The following is a 25,731-nucleotide window of genomic DNA, read 5'->3' on the forward strand; positions in this document are numbered from 1 at the left end:
TCAAGATGCGAAATATTTACCTCCTTATAAGCCTGTTTTTGACATCTTTTTTTGCAGCTGCACAATCGGATGTGAACCTTTTGGTGGAAACCAATGCCTCGGCATCATTGAACCTCTGTGGTGATTCGGAAACCTTGACGGTGACCATCACCAATTCCTCCTCGGCAGCAGCTACGAACATTCGTTTTGAATCGGATTTGCCAGTTGGTATATCCGTGACAGCATCACAATACACCAATTTAGGATCTTCGGATTTTCCAATCTTTCAGATACCTGATATCCCTGCAAATTCTGTGGCAAATTTTACCTACGAAATCTCAGGAAATTGTGAATTGTTGGATGAATTCGAAAGCACCTTCGGTGATGATACCGAATTTGATGTCAGTAATGAAAATACGGTAAGGTACAGTCTGGACAATGGCCCTGAAATCAGTTTTACGGGAAACTCAGAATCCTATAATATCCGTTTTGCCGAATTGGAGGTAAAGGTTGCCGATGATGACGTAAACCAGTTTACGGGCATTCTGGAAAAAGATGCGGATGGTACGGTTTTTACACGGGAAGTTGAGGTGCGTAATTCAGGACTGGGAAGTTTGTCTGAATATACTTTTTATGTGGACGTCGACAATAGAATCGTATTTTCTGAGCTGTCCTTGGGAGGTCAGGTTTTGACTCCAAGCAGTACAGGAGTTTCTCCAACAGACCCCAATGTGAATAGATACACCTATACCTTCTCGGACTTTTCGTCTATAGGAAATGGAAATGCCATTTTTGAGCAGGATGAGGTCATGACCTTTACCGACAAGGTGTCCATGTTGTTTGGAACCTGTGAATCTGCATTGGAGACCAATTACACGGTAAACTGGGGATGTAATGCCACGATATGCAATGATGGAGACCAAGAGGCTACCTCAATTGCCTTTTTGAGCTTTGTGCCAGGAAGACCGAACCTTAATAATCCGTCCTCTCCAGTACAATTGATAAACATAGATAGTGGAGATTTTTGTGGGGATACCATTCAAACACAATATACTTTTACCAATGGAGGGGTAGGTTCCGAAAATGTGGATTCGGACGCTGCTTTTGATTTACGATTTAGGGTAGGGCTATTGGATTATGTTTCTGCCTCTTTCTCCATAAATGGAGTTGTTTTAAATGATGACAACGCATTAGTCAATGTTTTTGAGTCATTTTTAAACGATAATCCAAGTTTTGTGGTTGATGTTGACGGTCCAGGAGGTCTTGAGGATTTGGACAAGGATGGTTATTTCGATGATCTGCCTGTTGGAAATCAAGTGGTCATAGATGTAACGGCAGACATTTCTTGGGATGAGAGCTTGAAAGATCGAAGATTTGCAACCCAACTCTCCCTCTTTCCATATTATGACAGTAACGAATGTGATCCATCCAGATATGGTGGTAGCTCACGTAGTGTTTCGTATTCTTTCCAATTTAGCGGTTCCCCTACCATAAATGGCCTGGATATTATGTCTTCAAACGTTTCCGAGACATATACCTTTAATGTTTTCAGGCAGCCATTTAGGTCAGGTCCTGAAGGAATTTATAATGTGGGTTTGTTTTTCTCGGATTTCACCGTGCCTGAAGGTTATGTGGTCAATGAAATTAGATGGAGCACATTTGGGGGTACGCCACAGGTATTGCCGGTTCAGACTTTAGGGCCAAATCAATATAGAGTTATTGGAGGGAGTGAACGTGGATTTTATGAAATGGATGTCACGGTTGGTTGTGCCGATGGTGCTCCAGAATTCAGTGCTATTGCTTGGCAGATGTATTTGGATGCCTGTCCGGATCCAGATTTTGATGAAGTATTCTCTGTGGTAGATATCAACAAGCCTGTATTTACGGCTTATGAATCTTGTAATTCTGGTGGTGGATCAGGGGATGGATGTGCTTTTTCCACTGAAAGCTTTAACGTGGACAGGAACACTTTCGGCTATGTAATGCCCGCGGTTGAGCGTCAGGGAAAATTATATTATACCCATGGTGAGATAGCAACAGCCACTAAGGTAGATAAAAATACCCCGGGAATTGAATTGGATGCAGCTTATCCTTTGGACGAAGTGTTAATAGAGGCAAATGGTAAGGTGCTGGCTGCCACAACACCAGTTACCTATGATAGGTTGTATTTTGAATTTGGGTTTTATCTGCCAGCAGGTTATAACGGTAGTGAGCCATTGAATCACATTGTTTCTGGTCAGTCCGGTACTATTAATGTTGGTGGGAATTCCATTGCTTTATCCAATCCATTAGTCTCTGTGGATGCTAACAACCGGATAACATATACCTATGAAGTGCCTACGAGTTTTGATTCCACCAGTGAAATGGATATCTCGGTGTCAGATTTGATATTACAAATAAAAGGAAGAAATGAACTTGCACTGAACTTAGGTACCTATGATCTACCACTATTTAGGGCTAATTTTTATGGAAGGCAAACAAGCGGGGATCTTGGGTGTTCAACTGGTAGCGTGGGGAGTGAATTTAACTTCTACATACCAAGGATTAGCCTTAGTGTAAGCAACCCACAAATAGGATGTGATAATTTATCATTGGCATCCATATTGTTTAATAATTCAGCAAGAGGAGGAGGGGATGATTTTCCGAACGAGTATCGACCTTTGTTCGAGCTGAAATCTTATACTAGTTCACCACCCGAAGGGTTTGCTTTTGATTCATCGGGAAGTTACTTTCAAGGCTTTTTTAACCCTACAATACAAATTCCTTTTGGTTCAAATAATGACATTACATCCCCTATTGTTGATTTTACTATTGAGGATATCCCTATTCTTGATGGGGTAAATGTAAGCTCAATAGGATACTATCAAACCCTAGTGCCCGTTTGTGACGATAATTTTCAGATTCCTCCTTTTTCGAGTAGCATTCCACATAATAAAGAATTTACTTATATCGACTTGACCAATAGTAATGATGTTTTGACAAGAAGTAATGCTTCCGGAAGATTTTATGTAGATATTCCATTTTCCGTGGAACCTAATGCTACACAGGAAGGTTTTGAAAGATCGGTCTCATGGCCCGTATTGTTCTGTCATGAAGGTAGCATTAGTTTTCCCCTTACCTCTCCTTGGATAGCATTGGAGTTAAAGGATACGGACAATAGAACGCAATTACAAGGAGCTACTGACGAGGCGGGCAATGAATTGGAAGTTGTTTTTTATGGAGGAACCACTCCTGAGGCCGCAAGGGGAATGTTAGTGAAGTTGGATGACATTACCGGAGGTACATGTGTTACAATCTTTCCAAGAGTTACCTATACCAACTGTGAAAATGATGCTGTTCAAAATATTGATTTGATTGCTAGCAGGGCTTGTGAAACCCATCCGTTGGATGGTCTGGATACGACAGCTTTGGCTGCTATCGGATCTATCAAAGATGATGGAGTGCTCTCCTGCCAATATCGTTTGGACGAACAAGAGGTCACCTTGCGTTACAAAACAGGGGACTTGACATGGGAAGTCAACCGTTTGGAAGACCAAGTGGATCTGTGTGAAGCACTCACCTATGAGGTCAAGGTATTGAGTTCAAAATTTGCCAATGTCTATGACACGGAATTGACCGTGACATTGCCCCAGGGCGTTACACCCGAGGATATTGCCAATATCCAATATCAATATGACGGCGTGATCGGATTGGTGAACGTGGCCAATTTTATTGAGGACAATACCGGAGCATCGGACAATTTTAAAATTAAAGTCTCTGAACTGGTCACCGATTTGTTGGTGGCTGCAGGGACGGCTGGGATAGAAGCTGGGGACAACACCATTCCGGGCTCCCGATTACAGGGAAAGAATGAGATTACCTTCAATATCAATCTGGTAGCAGATTGTACTATGGATCCTGGGATTCCAGTACGCTTTGATCTGGATGGTGTGACCAATTGCAATGACAATATCAATCTATTGTTTAACCGATTGTTCCCCATCAATGGAGTGGTATTGCCTGATTTGGCAGTGGATGTAATGGCCAGTGACTTTTTGGTTTGCAGTACGCAGAACCAAGTGGACATTAACCTATCAAATAATGACCCGAATCCTGATGTGGCACAACAGGAAATTAGATTGACCTTGCCGAACGGGGTAACATATAGTGGAGCGGCAAATGGTTCGCCAGCTCCCGTTCAGAACGGCAATGTTTTGACATGGGATATCAATGACATCAATACCAATAGAACACAGACGTTCAGCATTTTCACCAATCTAACCGATTTAAATGTACTGTCCTTTGATTATGCCGTGGATGTGGTGCAAAACGGACAAGCTACCTGTGTTACGGATGCCTTGGCATGTGATTTACAGGTGACCACAGCACAAGATACCGACAACGCCGCTCAGATTACCTTGCCACAGGTGACCATAAACCCAATTACTAGCACCCCAGTATGTGAAGGAACACCGATTACTGTAGCTGTTGAACTGGTAGGGGTGACCGATTATTCAGAATATGTGTTTAACTGGAATATTGCACCTACCTCACAGAATAACAACCAGTTTACCTTTACATTGTTCAATGCTGCCCAATTGCAGGTCAGTGTATCTCCGGTGGGCAACAATAGCCCAACTTGTGCCGGAACGGCTAATTTGGATGTGGAAATATATCCGGGGGCCACAATTAATATGGGTCTCATTGAGGGTGTGACCTGTACTGGAGAATCTGATGCCAGCATATCTGTGGCTATTTTTGGCGAACAGGGAACAGGGTTTACAGAACAGCAACCTTTTGAAATCATAAGTGCATCCCCATTGGGAACGGTGACGATTGGTCAAATGGTCAATGATGGAGAAACCATTACTGTAGAAAATCTACCACAAGGGCCGTTTACCATCAATTTTAGGGACAATTATGGCTGTACGTTTGAGCGAACCTTGAACGTTCCAACTATTGGAAACCCGATAACAAATTTCTGTACAACATTATTGCCCTGTGGTGTGGCATCTGGTGATGTTACCATGGGCTTTGATATGGCCGATTTGCACAGTGTGCTAAATAGCACGGCATACAATGCCGTGGTGACCGATAACCAAACGGGAACCGCGATTTTGAATTTTACAGGAAATTTCCCCGATACACAGTCCCGTGTATTGACCAATGTGGCGCCAAATGCCACCTATACGCTGGAAGTAAGTGCGGACAATGGTTGCGTGTACGCTAGGCCTTTTGTTATCGACACCTATCAGGTGACGGTAAGTCAGCCTGCTGACCAAGAGCTTTGTTTTGCTAACGAGACCAAGGACATTGTTGTGAACATCAATGATAACATCCCAACGTGTTCCGCTTTTTCAGTGCCTAATTATGAGGCCTTATTTGGAGTTTATGATACGGATGTCGAAGGCAATCCTTTTATTGGTACCCCTCAGACCATTAGTGGTATCTCTAATCAATTGGATTTGAACGGCCTTGGAGAGGGTAATTATAAAATTATTATCAGACCGGAAAATGCTTCTGGTTATCCAGATGATATTTCGGCTTGTTATGTGGAAAGAACCTTTAGCATTACATCAAGTGCCACGTTCTCGGCTTCTTTGAACACCATTGATCCATTGTGTGCCGGTGAGGCATCGGGTAATGCCCAAGTGGTTATCAATGGAGGTACAGGTACCTTTAGTTATGAATGGACGAATCAGAGTGGCCAAGTGGTATCCACGGGGTACCGTGCTACTGGATTGGCAGCAGGGGATTATCAAGTTACAGTGACCAATGCACAGGGATGTGATGTTCCAGTACCATTGACCTTTACATTGACGGATCCAGATCCATTGGAAGCACCATTTATTGAGGATGTACAGACCGCTTGTGAGGCTATAGCTGGTAGTGGTGGTCCCGCGGCATCTGGATATACATCAGGAACGGCACCCTATACCTTTAGGTGGTATGAAATTTTGACAACGACCGATTTTGAAGGCATTGAAGTGACCAGCGAATCTTTTGTGTACCAAGAAATAGTACCCGATGGAGGTACGTCCACCTATGTGGGCATCACCGCTGGTGACTATAAAGTTATGATCACCGACGCCAATGGCTGTACCGCAGAAAGTTTGGTAACTGCTGTGACCCAGCCCGAGGTGGCTAGACAATACAACATCAACCTGTCTTGGAGTTCCAAAGTGATTCAGGAAAACGAAAATCCAAATCCAAGAACCTTTGAAGCAGATCCCATAGGGCCATCAAACTATAGGTTGGCACTTGCAACACAGATAGAACGCTGTATTGCGGAGACCCAAGAGGTATCCAGAGCCAATGTGGCCAAATTCCTTAAGGATATTGAACAAGTAAAGGATACGGTAAGCTTGGACTATGCCAACAACAGTGAGGTATACCATTACACACTCTATTATTACGATCGTGCTGGCAATCTGGTACGTACGGTACCTCCGGCTGGAGTGAATTTGGCTGTTGATGGCGATGGAAACGTGGCAAGGGTAGCTACCGATCACACCTACGTCACAGGCTATGATTACAATAGTATTTCGCAATTGGGTAGCCAGAATACACCTGATGGAGGCACAACGAACTTCCTGTACAACGATATTGGACAGCTGCTCTATTCGCAGAATGAACGCCAAATTGCGGATAATACCTTTTCATACAGTATTTATGATGAATTGGGCCGTATCATCGAGGCCGGGGAGGCCCAATTGGCCGGAAAAGTATTCCCGACCGATTTCTTTGTGAGCGGACAGGCTGATGAAACTGTGGCACAGGCCATTCCATTGGCCGAGAAGGTGGAGTACATACAAACCACCTTTAATGACCAGACCTCTATTACCTACCAAGGTGGGGAACAGCGGTTCTTGCGTAATCGGGTGAGCCAAATCTTTAATCTGGACAAGAACGGTCAGGAGAGTTATACATACTACAGTTATGACCCCCATGGCAATGTGGAATGGATCGTACAAAACTTACCGTCCATTGGACAGACTACGGTTGCTTACGAATATGACCTGATTTCTGGTAATGTGAACCAAGTGGTCTTTAATTTGGGTAAGGTGGATGAGTACCATCACCAATATGCCTATGATGAGGACAACCGTATTGTATCCGTTAAGACTTCGAAGAATGGTCATCTTTGGGATGAAGATGCACGGTATGATTATTACTTGCATGGTCCCCTGGCTCGTACCGAATTGGGAGAGGACAGAATCCAAGGATTGGACTTCACCTACACCATCCATGGATGGTTGAAGGGCATTAACGCACCGGATTTGGCACAAAATGCGTATAACCCTGATGGGATGAACACCCAAGGCGATGCCCCCAATACCCATGCGAAGGATGAATTTGGTATGGCACTGGGGTATTATGGTGGAGACTTTGCCCGAGATGGGGTATTCGATAGCCGTTTGACGGCAGCGAACCCCTTTGTGCTGGAAAACCAGATCAATGGCAATTCACAAGACCTGTACAATGGTAACATCAGCACATGGACCTCACATACGGCAGCAGAGGCCAAGGCCAAAAATGTAAACAGCTATTTGGTGGGCAATGCCTACCAATATGATCAGTTGAATCGCATCAAGGAAGCAACTTCCAAAGCGTTTAACGAGGCAAGTCAGGTGTTTGAACCGATTAACGGACAGGCCGATGCCTTTAAGACCAATTACAGTTATGATGGCAATGGTAACCTATTGACGCTGCAACGCTTTAAGGATGATGGGCAATTGATGGACGATTTAGCGTATAACTACGACCTGACCGATGCAAACCTATCCAACAAACTCACTCATGTAGATGATGCTGTGGGCCAAGTGAGCGCGGAGATTAACGACCTGCCCGACCAGAACAATGGAAACTATATATATGATGCCATTGGACAACTGGTACGAGACAATAGTGAAGGGCTCACTTATATTTGGAATACTTCGGGCAAGGTCTCCGAGATCATCCCGGACAATACTGGGGATGCCAATACCCAAAAGGTACACATGAAATTTACCTATGATGGTATGGGCAACCGTATTGTAAAACAGGTGAACCGTCTACCTTATGAAAGTGGCAATGGCCCACATGTGAACAACCCTGAAGCAGTTGAGGTGACCTATTATAGTTTGGATGCCCAAGGCAATGTAATGGGTATCTACAAACGGGAAGATGTAAAGGTATTGCCTTCTGATGCTACGGATACGAGCTACAAAGCAGTATTTAAGATGACGGAACGCCCCATGTACGGCAGCGACCGTATAGGGCAGGATACCCATGAGGAGGAAATTTATAGTACCGTTTATAACTTTGGCAGTGAAGCGGATTTCGATGCCGTGATGCTCCAATTTGTGGAACAGATCAACAGTGTGGCCTTGGGCAATGTATTGGTGGCCCAAAACATTGTGGCCGGGCTTTTTGATGTTGATGGGAATACGGTTACCATACCCGGAACAAACTTGGCGACCGCTACGGTCGATGGGGAATATGTTGAACTAATGTACGATAGCACTCTGATACAGGATGCCGACAGTACCCCGATTACTACAGATAACAACATCTTTTTGATCGAAGATGTGGAGGAAAACCCTTTGGGTTATGGCGTGGTGGCCAGCAATTATTTCAGTGCCAATACCGAGGATGGGGTCATGCTCATTTATGATACCAACGGAAATCTGATTCCCGGCTTACAATTGATCAATGTGGATACTGCCGATGCAGTGGACTATTTGGCCAAGAGTGTGGTGGTGAAAAACCCGGGCCGTAACGATGAGTTCTTCCTGTTCTATAAAGATATAGCAGGCAATTTGCACACGGCGACCTTGAGCACAGCTTCGGGTAGTTTGGAAGTGACGGCTACGGCGCAAAGAAGTTCCAGCAACTATGGCCGCCATATGGCCGTGGTAGATGATCGCCAGATGCAACGTGCCTTTGTCTATGCCACTACCCATACCGATGCCGTGGTGGATGTGGATGGCAATGTGGTTACACCACCGCAGGCGAACATAGTACGTTTTGCTTTGGATGGTACAGGAGCCATTACCGAAGAAGGTTCCGTATTGGATCCCTTTGAAAGTTATGATATTAAAGGTAGCGGGGAACTCCAAGTGGCCTTAGATGGTAATAGTTTGGCTATGTACAACTTTACCGGCTTGGCCACGCAATGGACAGGATTGGGAGAAGCTGAATTACGTACGTGGCAGTTGGATGACAACTGGTTGCCTCAACAGAGTAGTGAGAATAGCATGGCTATTGGAGGCAATATTGGTAAAGGATCTCTATTAAGTACAGGAACGGAGTTGTATTATACACAGCGAGCGCAGGAAGTAAGCACTGCTACAGAGACTGTACGGATTGTGCGGGCTTCCGATGGGCAAGTGGTGAACAACAATATTGGTGACCTTAGGGCGAACAAGAACAATAAATTCTATAACTTTACCCAAGGAGCGGACAATGGACAGGAATATAACTTGACCGCTACCAATATTGTGACCTTGAACAATTTGCCAACATCACAGAATGGTACAACTGGCTACCAACCTTACCAAGCCTACACCATAAATGGAGTAACGCCCCCGGCTACCAATGGGGTGGTGTACCGTAATGTAGGTGAAAAGTACTATGAGTTAAAAGATCATTTGGGTAATGTCAGGGTGGTTGTAAACGACCGTAAGAACTTGGACACAAGTGACAACACCTTGTCTGCCAATGTGGTGAGTTACAACAACTATTATCCATTCGGTCAACCTATGCCCTCAAGGAACTTTGATAGTGGAGAGTATAGATACGGTTTCCAGGGGCAGGAGAAAGATAGTGAGTTAAAGGGCGAGGGCCTTAGCGTGAACTACAAGTACCGTATGCACGATGCACGTATCGGAAGGTTCTTTGCGGTGGATCCATTAGCTTATGATTATCCATGGAATAGTCCATATGCCTTCAGTGAAAATAGAGTGATTGATGGACTGGAACTAGAAGGCGCTGAATATCTGGATAGTGATGAAGCACGAGTAAATGTAAATTGGGGTTTTATAAGGTTGCATCATAGAAATATATCTGGTTTCACAAGATCCTTTGCAAGGAATAATGATCTTTATGGAAATGGTACAATAGATTTTGGTTATTCAGATGTTAACTACGACTTTTCAAGTTTTAAAAGTAATAAAGTTAGAGTGCATGGACAGTATCAAAAACCTATCGAACATATCAAATATTTGGGAGGACCTCACAAAAATTTTGATTTTGGATTAAGGTACAAAATCGGTGGTGGATTTGGAGGAGCTAAAGCGAATGCTTATTTGGCCGCAATTGAGCTTCTTGGTTACTTTGCAAAGAAATATGAGGTGTCAAATATTAAAGAAGACTTTAGATTGGCAAACGAACACACTCAGATTTTAACAAACTATGTATTCCCAGCTATTGAAACAGCTTTATCGAAAGGGGATGAATATATTCCTTATGGAGATAAATACAGGAATGATTTTTCCTTGTCACTGATTGTAAATGCTGTATTGTATGGAGAAAAGTACGAAGGTTATGAAGAATTGTATGAAATAGGGATAAAAATCTACAATGAATTGGCAGAAAAGCCAAAACTTCCAACAAGGGAACAGATTAATCAAGAAAAACAAGTAGAATTAAAAAGAAATAAAGAAGTAAAAAAAGACAATACTCGGGTAAAAACCAATAAAAGAGAATGATGAAAAAATGAGCCAATCTAGATTGGCTAGAAACCTAATAAATAAGTTTGCCAAATTAATGTAATACCGAAAGTTTATGAACAGAATACTTCTTTTATTGATTGTTATATTTTTTATATCATGTAAATCAAATAAAGAAAGATTAAATGATAGGATTTCAGATAGTTGGAGTATTGAAGAGTTTTACTACCTAGATGAGGATCATATGGACTCTCTCCGTTATAATGTCATCAGTTTTAATTTTCCTAATCAAGGCGATATATACATACCTAAAAGTTATGGTCAAGAAGGGGAGCGTTCAAGATTTGAGTTAATAAACCATAATGGAACGTTTAAAATTGAAATATACTCAAAAAACGAAGTCTTTAACGGCTTGTATAATGTTAATTGGGTTGATAAGGGTAGTGGAATCAAGCAATTAAATCTTGTTTCGGAGAAAGTTAGCATTAAAGCCTACAAGAAGGGGTTTGGAGAATTTTGACCAGTGGCTTCCAAACTCGTGGCCTTTACGAGTATGGGGCAACAATTATAGAATTTAGGGAGACCACTACCGTTTGGTCCTTGTTTTTTAGTGCAGCACATTCTGCAGTTTGGTCTGTTTTATAAAAGTATCGAGCATGGCAAAGACGTGCTCTTTGTCCTTTGGGGTCATTTAGGTAACTTCCTGTATGCGTTGCACCTTTTTTTTGTCAAGTTCAAAATTTTGGAAAGGCTAATGTATTTAAACAGTCTGGCTTTAAAACTAATCCAGACCAACTATTAAAGGCTTTAGAAAATGATAAGGACCAGGATTTTACGCCCATAATATTTACGAAAATCAACAATTAAATTATGTTGAAAAAATTGACGCTATTGCTTTTTTTGCTTATAGTTGCATCTTGTGCTGATAAATCTGAAAAACATCCGATATATGGGGATTGGAATGTTAGATATATGTACGTTAATGGAGAGGATTTTGTCGGTTATTATGACAATGAGGTAGTCTATTTTTCTAAATTGGCGACGTTTACAAAAAATGGGCAACTGATAGTTTTCCTTGATGATGAAAATAAAGAGGTTATCAAGGCAGATTTTGAATTAAACACGAATTTAGATTCAATAAAATTCAAATCAGGCTTAAAGAATTTAAACGGTACATTCAAAGTAAATTTATCTGATGACAAGGGTAGTGTCGTAATGAAATTACAATCGGATAATGGCAAAATGCATTTTAAAAGGATTAATGCTTCCATTAATATGTGACCATCAGTGCTGATGTAGTCGTTGCTGAGTCAAACAACATAAGAGAAAGCCACGACAGTAATGTCGTGGTTTTTTATTTCGCAAGTTTTTGTTGGAAGTCCACCTCACGAGTTTTTGTATCCTTTCTTCTCATGCAGTATTTATATACAAGAACCGCATATACACAACAAGTATTTCGTGGTTCAATACAATCGGCATATGTTTGAAATGTGAACTTTTATTTCATTCCACTGCTACAATAACCTAACCTGCATATAATGAAATTTCAAGGAATTGTATTTTCCGTTGCTTGTTTTTTGATACTCCAAGCGCCTATTTTTTCGCAAGAAAAAGTAATAGAAGTCAATATAGAGCCTGACTATGCCGTAAAGTTGGCCGAATTTACTCCATCGGGTAATTTTTATATTATGGAGTTTGCTAAGGATAAGGATTATAAAACTAGATATCGGGCCTTCGACTCCAACTTTAATTTGTTCCAAACCATTACAGCGGACAAGAAAATAGATGGTTTTGAAATAGGGGCAATATCCAGTATTGGAAATTACTTTACCTATCAAAGAAAAATCAACGAATGGAGTTTGGCATCCGATACGGAATTGGATATGAACAACTTGACCGATAAGGACTTTTTGATAAGCCTAGAAGTATTGTCAAAAGGGTATCATGTGGCAATAGGAAAGGAAATAATAGACAAAAAGATAAAATTGTTCAGTAATGGTGCCTGGATAAATTCCGAAGATGTCTACTCAGAGAGCCACTATATGCTGCGTACAAGTATGGCTGATAAAAAGACGACCGTATTCAAAATTGAAGTTCCGGAAGGTTGTTATTTCAATGGAGGCTCTACGAAAGTGCTATACCATGACAATGAGCATTTTTTGGTTTCCTTTTACTTGGAAGGGAACAAGACCAATAAAACATATCGTGTTGCTACATATGACTATGAAGGCAATCTATTGGGTTATGTAGATGTATCCTTGGATATTTTGGATTCGAACAATGAATCTTTTGCTTATGCAAATTTGGAAAATGGCAGTTTTGCCACTGTAACAGTAACAAAATACTACGGACTAGGTAATACTGTGGGCAATACGGATTTAGATCAATATGGTTTCGCAACGGTCAACGCTCATTGTAATATTAAATACGATCCTTATGAAAAAGCAATCTATGTTTACGCTGGGATAAAACCCAAAAAAGGAGATTCCAGTATTTTAATCTATAAATATGATACCAGTGGCAGTTTATTATGGCAACGACAACACCAGTTGAGTGATACACAATTACGGTATCTTAATAGTTTTAACAGATATCTTTCATTCGATATTTACCCACAATTCATAGGTGTCTCTGTAAATTCCACAAAAGGGAAGAGTTACTGTGATTTTTATATCGTGGATAAAAATACAAGTGAGATGATCGCTCAAGAGAAATATGACAAATACGGGTTTTATTCCAATTCTGGTTTTTATGATGTGAAAAGCAAGTTCAGTGGTCTGGATTCCGAGTACGAGAAGATTACAGGGTATAAAAACCTTAAGTTGGACCGTAGTATCATATATGCAGCCCTATACAGTTCCGCTTTCAAAGAACATCTGAATGGATTAAACAATGATGGGGAATTTTTGATTAAAGGCGTATTCATGGATCAGGGATTGAACACTGTCATGAGTTCTAAAAAAGGAAACAAAATTACCTTCTCACGGTTTAAACTATAGTTTACATGCCTTTTCTGCACGCTGACCATTAGAAACGTGCAACACGCAATTTTCTTACAACATGATGGTTTTTCCATCACTACCAATGCCGTAGTCTAGGTCTTTCATAAAGTCCTTATAGGGTAATACAGCGAAGAAATAGATCCTGTTACCGAATTCCAGAGTGTTTCATGATGCACTTTTTGCACTTCATCGAATGTGACTTGTTATCACAATCCTTTTCGAACAAATTTGAGATGATTCTTATATGAAAACAGGGGAATCATTTACCAATTAATCCAATCAAGCATAAAACAAATGGATAGGGCACCAAACTGTTGATTCTTCCAGACTTCTGAACAACACCAGACTGGAAGTTTGAAGCATGGTCCAAGAGTCCGTTCAATACAGGAAATGTCATTTCCATAAATAAAGTCAAGCTATAGACCAATAATGAAAAGGCAACCAAAAAAAAATAGTCATTTGGTATTCAACAAGGGGTATGTCCCCTTTCTTCTTTTGATGTTGTTTGTGCTATCCGCGAATAATCTTTTAGGGCAGACATTTGAATTGTCTGTACATCGAAAGGTCATTAATGACAAGGGGGGTAGGGAAATTGTTTATGTGACAGATAAGATCCCGGAACCCAAGGGCAAACGCATATACCACTGGTACAAATCCCGAAAGGTGCACACCTCACAGAACAACTATGCCGGAGAACTGTTGGATGGGGAATACCTCAAGTATTATCCGGACAACCAACTAGCCGAAAAGGGTATGTTTAAAAACGGGCTTAAAGTTTCTGTTTGGAACACATGGCACCAAAATGGAAGGTTGTCCACACGCTCCCTATGGAAGAGCGGCAGGATTTGTGGAAGGTATGTGAAAAGGGACAGTTTGGGCAACACCTTGGAGACCGGTACATATAAGAAGGGTTTTAAAAATGGAAAGTGGATCTATCCCATGGAAGGGGACACCCTTTATTTTAAAAAGGGAAATTTGATTCCAACGGACTCCATAGTCAACGATTCTCTCAATAAAAAGCCCCCTTTCCTTAAGCGCTTATTTAAAAAGAAAAAAGATACTGGTGAAGAAAGCATAAGGAGCCCTGAAACATCCAAAAAACAAGGATTTTTTAAAAAGCTTTTTGCTAAAAAGGAGAAAAAACCCAGCACAAAACCCAAAAAGAAAAAGTATAGCGAGTCCAAAAAACCTGATGGGAAGGCCGATGTAGGGAAAGATGGATTCTTTAAACGTCTGTTCGGGAAAAAGGATAAAAAACCAAAAAAGACCAATGCTTAAGGCCAGTTCCCTATATTATGCCATTATGGTCTGCGTGTTGGTGGGCATCTGCTGTTCTGCCCTATTACTGATGAGCCATTTTTCCAATCTCTTCGCCCTGAACATGGAGACCCATACCGAGCTTTTGGAGAACAACCGATCGGCCATCAATTATTATTTGGCCAAGGTGGAAAGCCTTAAAAATGGTTCGGAAAGCACAGATCTTTTTGAAAACGGGATAGTTTCCCATGGGACCGTTTCCCAATGGGGCCTTTACCCTGTACTACATGTACAATCGGTCTTTAAAAAGGATACCGTTTCCAGAAGTGTCCTAGTAGGTCGGAAATTGGAATCGAGGCCAGCACTGTACTTGGTGGACAATGACAAGCCGTTGCAAATGGTGGGCAAGGCCAAGATTGTTGGGGATGCCCATTTGCCAAAAAAGGGAATCAAAAGGGGATATATTACCACGCAATCATTCAGTGCCTTTACTTTTTTGGAAGGCACAAAATACCGTTCAAAGAACAAACTGCCCGAACTTAAAGTAGCATTTTATCTGCCCGAGCAACGCAATGATACGGTACATTTTCTGAACGAATTTGAAAAAGGGAAACCTATATCTAGGGCATTCGAGGAAAAACCGCTGCATATACAAGTGCCGGAAAATCAGGTTATGGATCGGGAATTGATGGGAAAAATTGTATTGCGTGCCCAAGATTCCATCTTCATCAAGAAGGACAACCGCTTTGAGGATATTTTGATCGATGCTCCCATAGTTGCTTTTGAAAAAGGTTTTGAGGGCACGGTACAGGTCATTGCTTCGCAGAAAGTGGTTCTTGGGGAAAACGTCACCTTAAAATACCCATCCACTATTTACTTAAAAGGCAAAGCACTTGAGGAAACCAAAGTGAACCTCGCTGAAAGCTCTAAAATATTGGGAAAAGTGGTCATGACGGGTGTATTGGGGAACAATAAAGGGTTCAACGTCATCCATATTGATAGGAATGCCCAAGTTGTCGGCGAGGTGTACTGTGAGGGAAGTACGGACTTAAAGGGAGAAATTCTGGGGACATTGTACACGGACAACTTTTACCTAAGGACAAAAGCATCGTCCTATGAAAACTATATAGCGGAAGGGGTCATTGACAGCAAGGCCCTGTCCGATATTTTTCTGGGAAGTATTGTAAACGATAACGATAATGGAACCTATGGCATCATCAAAACGCTATAAAGTAAAGGCAAGCTCGCTGACGGAGTCCATTATCGCCATGGTGATTGTGGCGGTATGCCTGTCCATTGCCCTTGTGGTCTATGTAAGCGTTTTGAAGAGGGATAGGGGGCTACCCTATTATAAAGCTGAACAAAAAGTAAAGGAACTGCTCTGGGCAACACAATATGAAATGCAGTTGGAAGATGAGGACTATACATTCCTTGGGTTTACCATCAACAAAAAAGTGGAGCAGCATAAGGGATTGGCCAATATATATAAAGTGACCTTTATTGCAAATCTGCCCAATGGTAAAAAAAACTATGTGTATGTGGTTGCTCCATAACCGAAAGGCACATATCAAGGCATTTACCATCCAAGAGCTTTTGGTGGCCATGGTCATCAGTTCGCTGATCATAGGGATGGTATACGCCATTTATGTTCAGCTCAACAAGCAATTGTATACCTATGGTAGCCATCAGGAGGAATTGGTGTCCTTTAACCAGTTTAAGCAAGTATTGGCCTCCGATCTGTTTTTGGGATTGGCCATTGAAAAGGAAACGGAAAACAGATTGACCATAAGGTTCAGGGAAGGGGAGCATGGTTATCTGTTCCTAGAGAATAAAGTGATCAGAAATAGGGAAGGTACCTTACAAGATACATTTGACCTTGGCATCTCTGGTTTTGAACTGAAAGCCAATGAAAGTTATATGGGCATTGCATTGACCACCAAAATGGACGGGGAGCCCATCACCATTTATGAAGCAAAGGAAATACCGATAGCGGATCGGATCAATTCGATGTATACCAAATAATGGGCATTAATATATCCACATACCAGTCCAACAGACCAAAAACCCTTCAGAAAAAGAAGGCGGGTTCCGATTTTCTTAAAATAGAGCTCAAAAAAGGGTTTTCAAACAAGAACAAGGTTGAGTTCTATAAGGAATTTGCCACTCTGTTGAACTCCGGGGTGGATTTTAGGCAGGCCTTGGATATATTGAAGAACCAACAAAAGAAGAAAGTCCACCAGCAGTTTATTGCCGATATCACCAAACAGGTGGTACGCGGCAAGTCACTGTATGAGGCCTTTAAGGAATCCGGGGAGTTTTCGGCCTATGAATACTATAGCATAAAGATAGGGGAGGAGACCCGGAAATTGGGCAAGGTGCTCCAAGAGCTGAGCCAGTTTTTTGACCGAAAGGTGAAAACCACCCGCCAGATGGTATCGGTATTTACCTACCCTTCCTTTGTCATGCTCTTGACCCTTGGGGTACTGTATTTCATGTTGCAGTATGTGGTGCCCATGTTTTCTTCTGTTTTCAGGCAATTTGGAAAGGAACTGCCGGCATTGACCAAGAAAGTGATATTGCTTTCAGAGAATTTCACTTTGATCACATCAGTGTTTTTTGGCACCATTACATTTTTTGTGGCACTGCACTATGTCTATCGAAAAAATATGACATATCGGTCGATGCGTTCAAAAACGCTGCTCAAGATTCCATTTCTGGGCAATTTGGTCCAAAAACTATATGTCACCCGTTTTTGCCAATCATTGAGTTTGTTGTTGAGTGCCAAGACTCCCTTGATCACCTCATTGGACCTAGTGCAAAAAATGATCAGTTTTTATCCCTTTGAGGCCAGTCTGGAAAAGGTAAAATCCGATGTTTCCAAGGGAACCTTGCTATCCACTGCATTGGCAAAGCATTCCATCTATGATTTTAAGCTGATCTCCATGGTCAGTGTAGCAGAACAGGTAAATACCTTGGATGAAATGTTTGAACGCTTGGCCAAGCAGTACGATGAGGAGACACAGCACCAGACCAAAATGATCGGGGTGATCATTGAACCCTTGATCATAGTGGTCATAGGTTCCATTGTCGGGGTCGTTTTGATAGCCATGTATTCCCCCATGTTCGATTTGAGTAAAATTTTACAAAACTAACAGTATGATAACAAGAAAAATAAATAATGGTTTCAGGAAAAGGCCCTTGGGAAAAATGTGGGCCAAGGCCTATTCCATGTCAGAGTTATTGGTGGTCCTGTGCATCATTGGCATATTGATCCTATTGGTCCTGCCCAACCAGACCTCCGTGATCGCCCAGGCCAAGGCCATTGAGGCCCAGAGTATGCTGAATCACCTTTACGGATTGCAAAAGAGCCATTTTTATAGGTTTTCCAAGTATTCAAGTGATTTTCAGGCTTTGGGGTTCGAGCCTGCCCCAACGATAAGCGAAGGTGGACAGGCTATCTACAAGATCGAGATTGTGGAAGCCTCCATAAATTCCTTTAAGGCCCGGGCCGTGTCCCTCTCCGATTTTGATGGGGATGGAAACTTCAATACATGGGAAGTGGACCAAAACAAATTGTTGATCGAAACTGTAAAGGACTGATGGATTTAATGCTTAAGACCATACTTGTAATTGTGTTGATCCTGATCGTTTATCAGGATATGAAAATGCGTTTGATCCATATACTGCTGCCTGTGGCCCTATTCGGTCTGGGTATGGTCATGAATTGGTTTTTTGTGGATTATGCCTATATGGAATGGCTTTGGTCATTACTTTTTTTGGGGCTCAATTTTTTAGTGGTCACCCTTTATTTTTCGGTCAAAAAAAGGAGCTATACCAATCCCATTGATACGTTGATCGGTTGGGGCGATGTACTGTTCCTTATCGCTTTGATCCCATTTTTTTCCTTTAGGGGGTACCTCCAGTTTTTTGTCATGGGCATGATCTTCTCCCTATTGCTTTTTGTGGTGATGAAGGCCATATACCCTAAATATAGGACCATTCCCTTGGCAGGGTTCCTTGCCCTGTTCTTAATGGGAACAATGCTCGTGGATGGTGTAACGGATATTGATCTTTTATTGTAAACAGTTGATTGTGGAATATTTGGACAACATAGAACTATCAGTGGAACTCAGGCAGGTCATCAATGCCGATCTGGCCCACCATTATCGTGTTGTGCCAAAAAATGATTCAGGGAATATACTGGAGCTGTTTGTGGAAACGGAAAATGCCACCGAAGCCATCTCAGAGGAGTTGGAACTATATTTGGGCAAAAAGATAGTATTCTGCGAGGTGCCCAAAGCAGTATTGATTAAAGCACTCTATGAATATTACAGAAAAGAAGAATTTAGGAAGGGAAACAATGATGGTCCCATAATTTCGGCGGACAAAGGGTTTCTTGAGAACCTGATCATGGAAGCCAAGGCCATTGGCAGTAGTGACATCCATTTTGAGGTGTATGAGGATGAAGCCCGGATACGGTTCCGCATAGATGGTTTGCTCATTGAGAAATACAAAATTCCAAGTGACACCTATTTGGAGCTGATCAATAAAATAAAGATTGAGGCCAATCTGGATATCACTGAAAAACGATTGCCCCAAGATGGCCGTATCAATTTTGAGGATTTTGATATCCGAGTGTCCATATTGCCCACATTGCACGGGGAAAAAACGGTCATGCGGTTGTTGGGCCGGGACACCTCCCACTTGCGTCTTGAAGATGTGGGTTTCGAAGAGGAGCAATATCAGATGTATGGGGAAGCCATCAAACAATCGAATGGGATAGTGCTGATCAGTGGTCCCACAGGTTCGGGAAAGACCACGACCCTGTACGCCACCCTGAAATTGTTGAACGACAACAAACGGAACATCGTAACGGTTGAAGATCCCATTGAATATACCTTAAAGGGAATCAACCAAGTACAATTGAAAGAGGATATTGGCTTGACCTTTACCAGCGCGTTGCGATCGTTTTTAAGACAGGACCCCGATATTATCATGTTGGGTGAGATCCGGGATGCTGAGACGGCCAAAATGGCCATCAGGGCTTCATTGACGGGACATTTGGTACTGTCCACCATCCATACCAATTCGGCCATTGGCACGATCTCCAGATTGGTGGATATGGGTATCCCAGCCTTTTATATAGCCGAAACACTCAATGCGTCCGTTGCCCAAAGACTGTTGCGCAAACTTTGCGGTTCCTGTAAGGAAGAAACCCCTTTTGACCGACAGGATTTTCCGATGGGGTACCGAATGCCTCAGGACTTGGATGGGTATTACAGGCCAAAGGGATGCCCCGATTGTTACTATACGGGCTATAAGGGCAGGATAGCAATCTATGAGCTGATTCCCATGACCCATGAGATCGTATCGGTGATCAAGGAACATCCACAGAACATAAAGGACAATATCAACTATAACTATCAGAGCTTGGCCGACAAGGCATTTGACCTATTGGCCAATGGCACGACCTCCATAGAGGAGATATATTCCCTATTAATCAATGCATAGTATGAAGGACTATATAACGTACATCTTCTTTTTCTTGATTGCCTTGAGCGGGTTTTCACAATCAGATGCTGAAAAAATGCTCACAGATCATGCTGCTGATCATGAAGAACTGAATGAAACCATTACTATAGATATCTCGGGATTGACCATTTATGAGTTTTTGAACTCTGTGGCCATGGAACACAAGATCAATCTGAGCGTAGACTCCGACCTTACCAGTGTTATCGAGAGCAGTTTCTTTGAGATTCCCGTAAAAGATGTCTTTCTGTTCATTGTGAACAAGTTTGATCTGGAGATAAGTATTGTCAACGATATCATTGTTTTTTCAAGAAAGGAAATAGAGCGTCAGGTTAAAGAGATGCCCAAGCCCAAGGAAATAGAGGCAAATTATAACGATAAGAACAATTTCCTGTCCATCAAGCTATCCAACGAACCTTTGGAAGGTGTGGCCAAAAGAATTACGGACATCTCCGGTAAAAATTTGGTGATAGGACCAACCCTTAAGGATAAAAAGGTGTCGGCCTATATCCTGAACCGTCCTTTTGACCAGGTAGTTGAAATGATGGCCAAATCCAACCAAATGATCTTGACGATAGACGAAAATGGGTTCTACTATCTGGAAAAGGATGCTGCCCCAACGGAACAGGACGCTAATCGAACTGGCAAGGGAAAAGGCCTGAAGAGTCTGGCCAGTCTGGAATCCTCAGCTGAAATAAGGGTCGAGGAAAACGGCTTTATCAGCATCAAGGCCTTCGATGCCGATATTACGGCGTTGATTACGGAAGTGGCCGACCAACTCCATGTCAATTACTTTATGTACAACAGACCCGATGGGCTGACAACCACCTTGGTCTCGGAAATGATGACCTTTGATGACCTGTTGGACCATGTGTTCAAGGGAAAAAACTTTACCTATAAAAAGACCGGGGATTTTTATCTAATCGGGGATCAAAATGTGGAAGGTCTTAGGAGTACGGAATTGATCCAATTGGAAAACAGGACCATCGAGACCGTTTTGGAGACCCTGCCGAAAGATCTTTTGGAGAATGTGGAGATCAAGGAATTTTTTGAACTGAACGGATTTGTGATTTCGGGATCAAGGCCCCGTATATTGGAGATCAAGGAATATATCAAGGAAATTGATGTGGTGGTGCCCATGATCTTGATTGAGGTATTGATTGTGCAGTACCAAAAATCAAGTGAGGTGCAGACAGGGCTACAGGCCGGACTGGACAATGAACGTCGAACCACATCGGGTGCGCTCTTCCCAACAACAGATGTGAACATGAACAGTACATCCGTAAATTCACTTATAGATGCGTTCAACGGTTTTGGTATTTTCAACCTTGGGAAGGTGACAGAGAATTTTTATTTGAACCTTAGGGCGTTGGAGAACAATTCGGTCATCAATCTTAAATCCACACCCAAGATATCCACCTTGAACGGTCACGATGCCAAACTCTCCATCGGGGAGACCAGTTATTATTTTGAGCAGAACAATCGATTGATCAACAGTGGTCTGGGCAATGATATCTTACAGTCGGGACAGTGGAAGTCCACGGATGCCAACTTAAGTGTCAATATCAAACCCTTTGTCTCAAAGGATGAACAGATAACTTTGAACATTTTGGTGGAACGCAGTACTTTTTTGGGACGGCAGGGGGAGAATGCACCCCCTGGAAAGGCCACACAACAGTTTGAGTCATTGGTACGCTGCTTGAATGGGGAGATGATTTTGTTGGGAGGCCTAGACCAATTGGACAAAGAGAATTCCGGTACCGGGACACCGGGATTGTCCAAAGTGCCCGTTTTGAAATGGTTCTTCAGTAGCAGGAGGAAAAGCAACAGCAAGTCCAAGCTCCATGTCTTTATTAAACCTACAGTGGTCTATTGATGTTGGAGCGATTAAAAAATATCGATATTTTCAACGATCGGGTATTTGCGGTCGTTGGTATTGTACTTGGAGACCCCATCAGGTACAGGATACTGCTGCTGGAAAAAGAAAAGGATGACCTTTCGATTTTGAGATCTTTCAAAACAGATGATTTTGAGGAAATCAAAAGAGAGGTAAAGACCAGCATCCCCATTATCCTTAATTTCTCTGGAAGAGGGGTCATCAGTAAAAAGGTCAGTGCAAAGGGCAATTATATAAAGGAAGTGCTCTTCAATGGAAACCCGGATGATTTTTATAGTTATAACCTCTTTCAAGAAGTCCATAATTTTGTCTCCATTTGCCGCAGGGAGATTATTGATCAGCATATCAACTTGTTTGAAAATGCCAAATACAGGGCTATTGACCATAGCATAGGGCCTTTTCCGGCCTGGTTGGGAAAAAACATGGTCCAAGAAGACGTTTTGCGCTTGGACAGCGGGGAATTGGTGTTTCAAAATGGAAACCTTGTGGATTATATCCGTGGTAGCCATGAATCGCAGCCTGTTAAATACAACGTGGGAAACGACCAGCTGGATGGCAATGAAATTGTCTTGTTGTCTTCATTGCTGAACCAACTGTACCCTTCCGATAAGATCGCTTATGAGGATGAACTGTTATCGTCCAATCTAAGGGAACAAAAACTAAAAAGAATGTTTGATTACTGCTCGGTAGGGACTCTTGCCCTATTTCTTTTGGCCCTATTGGGAAGTTATCTGTTGTTGCACCACTACAATGGCAAGTATGTGGAATACGAACAAAGGCTCTATCATTTTAACGATAACTACTCCCAGATCAAAAAAATGGAGGAAGATCTTGCCGGCAAACAGTTTATAGTGGAAAACTCTGGGGTATTGAACAAACATTTCCTTTCCTTCTATAGCAATGAGGTGACCAAAACGGTTCCCGATGGGATACTGTTGAGCAGCTTAAGGGTGAATCCATTGCTCAAAAGGGTAAAGGGCAACGAGCCCATTTCCATTGCACCCAACACGATATTGATCGAAGGACGGACCACCAATGGTTTTTATCTCAACCAATGGGTCAAAAAGTTAAAGGCAAGTTCATGGGCCAATAAGATTGAGATTTTGAACCTGAACAAAGTAGATGGGAATACGGATGCATTTTCATTAAAAATTGATATTGAATAAATGTTTGAAAAGTACTCCTATAAACAAAAGTTCCTTGGCCTTGTGGCATTGTTGCTGGTCTTGTTCTTGGCGGCCAACAAAAGGTCGTTCAAAGTGACCAAAAATGCCTATGGGCAGATGAGGGAGATCCGGGAAAAATTGGAGTTTATGCAGAATTCCAATCATGATTCCAGGGAACTGCAACGTCAAATGGACCTGTATGACAACTTGATTGGAAAACAGGATATCCAGCCGGATATGGCCCAACAGTCCATTTTGGATTTTGCGACAAAATACGATGATATTGAAATCGATGAGCTCAGCGAGACCCATTTTTCCAATACAAAAGGATTTGATGTCATTACCAACCGATTGACGCTAGAGGGTAGCTATTCGGCATTGGCAAAAGTGGTATACGATTACGAAAAAAACTTCAAGGTGTCCTCTTTGGTGGGCGTATCCTTTATCAGGGAGAAAAATTACAATAGAAGGAAAAACAAACTTAAGGTTCTTTTAATATTCCAGAATTATGAAAAGAGTATATGATATAGGTTGGTCAATGTTGTTGATAGTGTTGTTTGTGGCATGTGATGATATTTTTGAAGAGAACATCTCCGATGATGTCATCATGGTGGTGTCCCCTAAGGACAATGAGGCCATTACCGGGAACGCGGTCACTTTTGTCTGGAACCCATTGGATGGAGCGGACGATTACAAGGTGCAGGTATCCCGACAGTCCACATCGGAGATAGTTTTGGATTCGTTGGTCTCCAGTAATTCCCTTACCGTTCAAATGCAGTCGGGTAGCTATGACTGGCGGGTTAGGGGCGAAAACTTTGCGTATACCTCCAGCTATAGTTTTCCTGAGGGTTTTTCCATTGAATCGACCAGTGACCTGTCGACCCAAAATGTTTTTTTAAGTGCCCCTTCCAATGATTTTTACACAAAGAACAATACCATTATCCTAAGCTGGTCGAGGTTGGAAGCGGCCGCTTCCTACAGCATACAGGTTGAAAAGACAGTGGGCAACAATACGTCCGTTGCCCTGCAACAGGATGAGATTTCCAGTACAAACTATACACTTGACTCCAATATTTTGGATGAAGATGCCTCCTATAAGTGGTCCATCAAGGCGGTCAATGAGAACAGCGAGACCCAATTTTCCAGCAGGACGTTATTTTTGGATACCGCAGTGCCCAATCCACCGACCCTCACGGCACCCAACGATGATGACACAGTGTCGACTACCGTGGACTTCAGTTGGAGTTTGGGGCAGGATACGGGAACTGTGCAATCCCCATTGAACAGTCTGTTGGAAATCGCCACGGACGAGAATTTTACATCGATAGTACAGTCGTATACCCTTGACGGAGGGGATACGGCACAACAACATACATTTTCAACCACTGGGGAGTTTTATTGGCGGGTCCTTATTTCCGATGGGGCAGGTAACCAGAGTCCATACAGTGGAACACGAAGTATTACCGTGGAATGAAAAAAAAGGGGGTAAATATCATATTATGGGCCGGTATGTTGGTCATTTGGGGCTTTGTCACCAAAAAGACCCTGTTTTTTTTCGGTAAGGACGATGAAAAAGTGGTGGCGATAAGCCCAATTACGTTCAATGACCCATTACCTGAACTCAAGAAAGATACTTTTGAACTTCATGTCCTTGAAAGGGATCCCTTTTTGGACGTTGTGACCAAGAGGAAATCCCCGAGGCCATTACTACAGCCCAAGACGCCTAAAAGGGTTTCTAATCCAATACCAAAGAGGTCATCAAATGCCACATGGCCAAAACTGCAGTATTTTGGGTATTTAAAGGGACACTCCCAAACCGGCAAGCTGGCCGTCCTGAAAATTGACAATAAACTTCACAGGGTCCGTGAAAAAAGAGCCATTGAGGAGATCCAAGTGTTAAAGATTTATAAGGATTCCGTTTTGCTGAAACGAAACGGGGCAACCAAAGTTGTCCTTAAATAAGAGGTTGTTCCATAGGTTTAGGGAAAGCTTGTTATGATGTTTTCCTCTTCAATATTCCTTGAAGGGGATACAGGTTTCCTTGTATGCTGAACCAGAAGGCAAATAAAAATTTTCTAATTCTCTATAGGATAAAAAGGATGCCCAGCTTCCGGACACTGTTCTTCACCATCCCTTTGCAAACCCTTCTTGGGGATTTGCCTTGGGATGTTGCAGTGCCATCATCTGGCCGGGCAATTTTAAGGGGTTTATAATGGATAAAGCCTTTGTTGTTTTTCGGGGTATCGAAAAACAGGTATGTAATAAGCAAT

At 42.3% G+C, this 25,731-nt stretch carries 17 protein-coding genes; all 17 read left to right on the forward strand.

Annotated features, from left to right (window positions below; genetic code table 11):
- The first annotated feature begins 5 nt into the window (after positions 1-5).
- The 17 genes from CRO15_RS17355 to CRO15_RS17435 all read left to right on the forward strand — a co-directional run bounded on the left by CRO15_RS17355 (position 6) and on the right by CRO15_RS17435 (position 25,423).
- Positions 6-10,649 carry a hypothetical protein gene (locus CRO15_RS17355; protein WP_097047116.1) on the forward strand — a complete coding sequence of 3,548 codons (10,644 nt, stop codon included), beginning with the start codon at positions 6-8 and terminating at the stop codon, positions 10,647-10,649.
- Between the two features lie 76 nt (positions 10,650-10,725).
- On the forward strand, positions 10,726-11,130 hold the full coding sequence (locus CRO15_RS17360; protein ID WP_097047117.1) for a hypothetical protein: 405 nt from the start codon (positions 10,726-10,728) through the stop codon (positions 11,128-11,130).
- Positions 11,131-11,480: 350 nt separating this feature from the next.
- The gene (locus tag CRO15_RS17365; RefSeq protein ID WP_097047118.1) at positions 11,481-11,891 is read left to right on the forward strand and encodes a hypothetical protein; all 411 of its coding nucleotides are present in this window, start codon (positions 11,481-11,483) and stop codon (positions 11,889-11,891) included.
- Positions 11,892-12,148: 257 nt separating this feature from the next.
- Entirely contained in the window at positions 12,149-13,609 is a 1,461-nt protein-coding gene (locus CRO15_RS17370; protein ID WP_097047119.1) for a hypothetical protein, read from the forward strand.
- Between the two features lie 432 nt (positions 13,610-14,041).
- Positions 14,042-14,890 carry a toxin-antitoxin system YwqK family antitoxin gene (locus tag CRO15_RS17375; protein WP_097047120.1) on the forward strand — a complete coding sequence of 283 codons (849 nt, stop codon included), beginning with the start codon at positions 14,042-14,044 and terminating at the stop codon, positions 14,888-14,890.
- Positions 14,883-16,100 (forward strand): hypothetical protein, encoded by a 1,218-nt coding sequence (locus CRO15_RS17380; RefSeq protein WP_133067282.1) that lies wholly within the window; start codon positions 14,883-14,885, stop codon positions 16,098-16,100. The genes CRO15_RS17375 and CRO15_RS17380 overlap by 8 nt, the downstream gene beginning before the upstream one ends.
- On the forward strand, positions 16,078-16,422 hold the full coding sequence (locus CRO15_RS17385) for a hypothetical protein (RefSeq protein ID WP_133067283.1): 345 nt from the start codon (positions 16,078-16,080) through the stop codon (positions 16,420-16,422). The genes CRO15_RS17380 and CRO15_RS17385 overlap by 23 nt, the downstream gene beginning before the upstream one ends.
- Entirely contained in the window at positions 16,385-16,891 is a 507-nt protein-coding gene (locus CRO15_RS17390) for a PilW family protein (RefSeq protein ID WP_133067284.1), read from the forward strand. Before CRO15_RS17385 ends, CRO15_RS17390 begins: the two co-directional genes overlap by 38 nt.
- Positions 16,891-18,021: a type II secretion system F family protein gene (locus CRO15_RS17395; RefSeq protein ID WP_097047124.1), complete on the forward strand. Its 1,131-nt coding sequence runs from the start codon at positions 16,891-16,893 to the stop codon at positions 18,019-18,021. Before CRO15_RS17390 ends, CRO15_RS17395 begins: the two co-directional genes overlap by 1 nt.
- Positions 18,022-18,025: 4 nt before the next feature.
- The gene (locus CRO15_RS17400) at positions 18,026-18,469 is read left to right on the forward strand and encodes a type II secretion system protein (RefSeq protein WP_243397010.1); all 444 of its coding nucleotides are present in this window, start codon (positions 18,026-18,028) and stop codon (positions 18,467-18,469) included.
- The gene (locus CRO15_RS17405) at positions 18,421-18,951 is read left to right on the forward strand and encodes a hypothetical protein (RefSeq protein ID WP_165769990.1); all 531 of its coding nucleotides are present in this window, start codon (positions 18,421-18,423) and stop codon (positions 18,949-18,951) included. The genes CRO15_RS17400 and CRO15_RS17405 overlap by 49 nt, the downstream gene beginning before the upstream one ends.
- Before the next feature lie 10 nt (positions 18,952-18,961).
- Positions 18,962-20,380, forward strand: a complete 1,419-nt coding sequence (locus tag CRO15_RS17410; protein ID WP_313788993.1) for a GspE/PulE family protein — start codon at positions 18,962-18,964, stop codon at positions 20,378-20,380.
- A 1-nt stretch (position 20,381) separates the two neighbouring features.
- The gene (locus tag CRO15_RS17415; protein ID WP_165769991.1) at positions 20,382-22,274 is read left to right on the forward strand and encodes a type II secretion system protein GspD; all 1,893 of its coding nucleotides are present in this window, start codon (positions 20,382-20,384) and stop codon (positions 22,272-22,274) included.
- Positions 22,274-23,461, forward strand: coding sequence for a PilN domain-containing protein (locus CRO15_RS17420; RefSeq protein ID WP_097047127.1), 1,188 nt, complete (start codon positions 22,274-22,276; stop codon positions 23,459-23,461). The genes CRO15_RS17415 and CRO15_RS17420 overlap by 1 nt, the downstream gene beginning before the upstream one ends.
- The gene (locus CRO15_RS17425) at positions 23,462-23,986 is read left to right on the forward strand and encodes a hypothetical protein (protein ID WP_097047128.1); all 525 of its coding nucleotides are present in this window, start codon (positions 23,462-23,464) and stop codon (positions 23,984-23,986) included.
- On the forward strand, positions 23,970-24,935 hold the full coding sequence (locus tag CRO15_RS17430) for a phage tail protein (protein ID WP_097047129.1): 966 nt from the start codon (positions 23,970-23,972) through the stop codon (positions 24,933-24,935). The genes CRO15_RS17425 and CRO15_RS17430 overlap by 17 nt, the downstream gene beginning before the upstream one ends.
- On the forward strand, positions 24,932-25,423 hold the full coding sequence (locus CRO15_RS17435; protein ID WP_097047130.1) for a hypothetical protein: 492 nt from the start codon (positions 24,932-24,934) through the stop codon (positions 25,421-25,423). The genes CRO15_RS17430 and CRO15_RS17435 overlap by 4 nt, the downstream gene beginning before the upstream one ends.
- The last annotated feature ends 308 nt before the right edge of the window (positions 25,424-25,731 follow it).

Source organism: Flagellimonas pacifica (genome assembly GCF_900215465.1).
Taxonomy (GTDB): Bacteria; Bacteroidota; Bacteroidia; order Flavobacteriales; family Flavobacteriaceae; genus Flagellimonas; species Flagellimonas pacifica.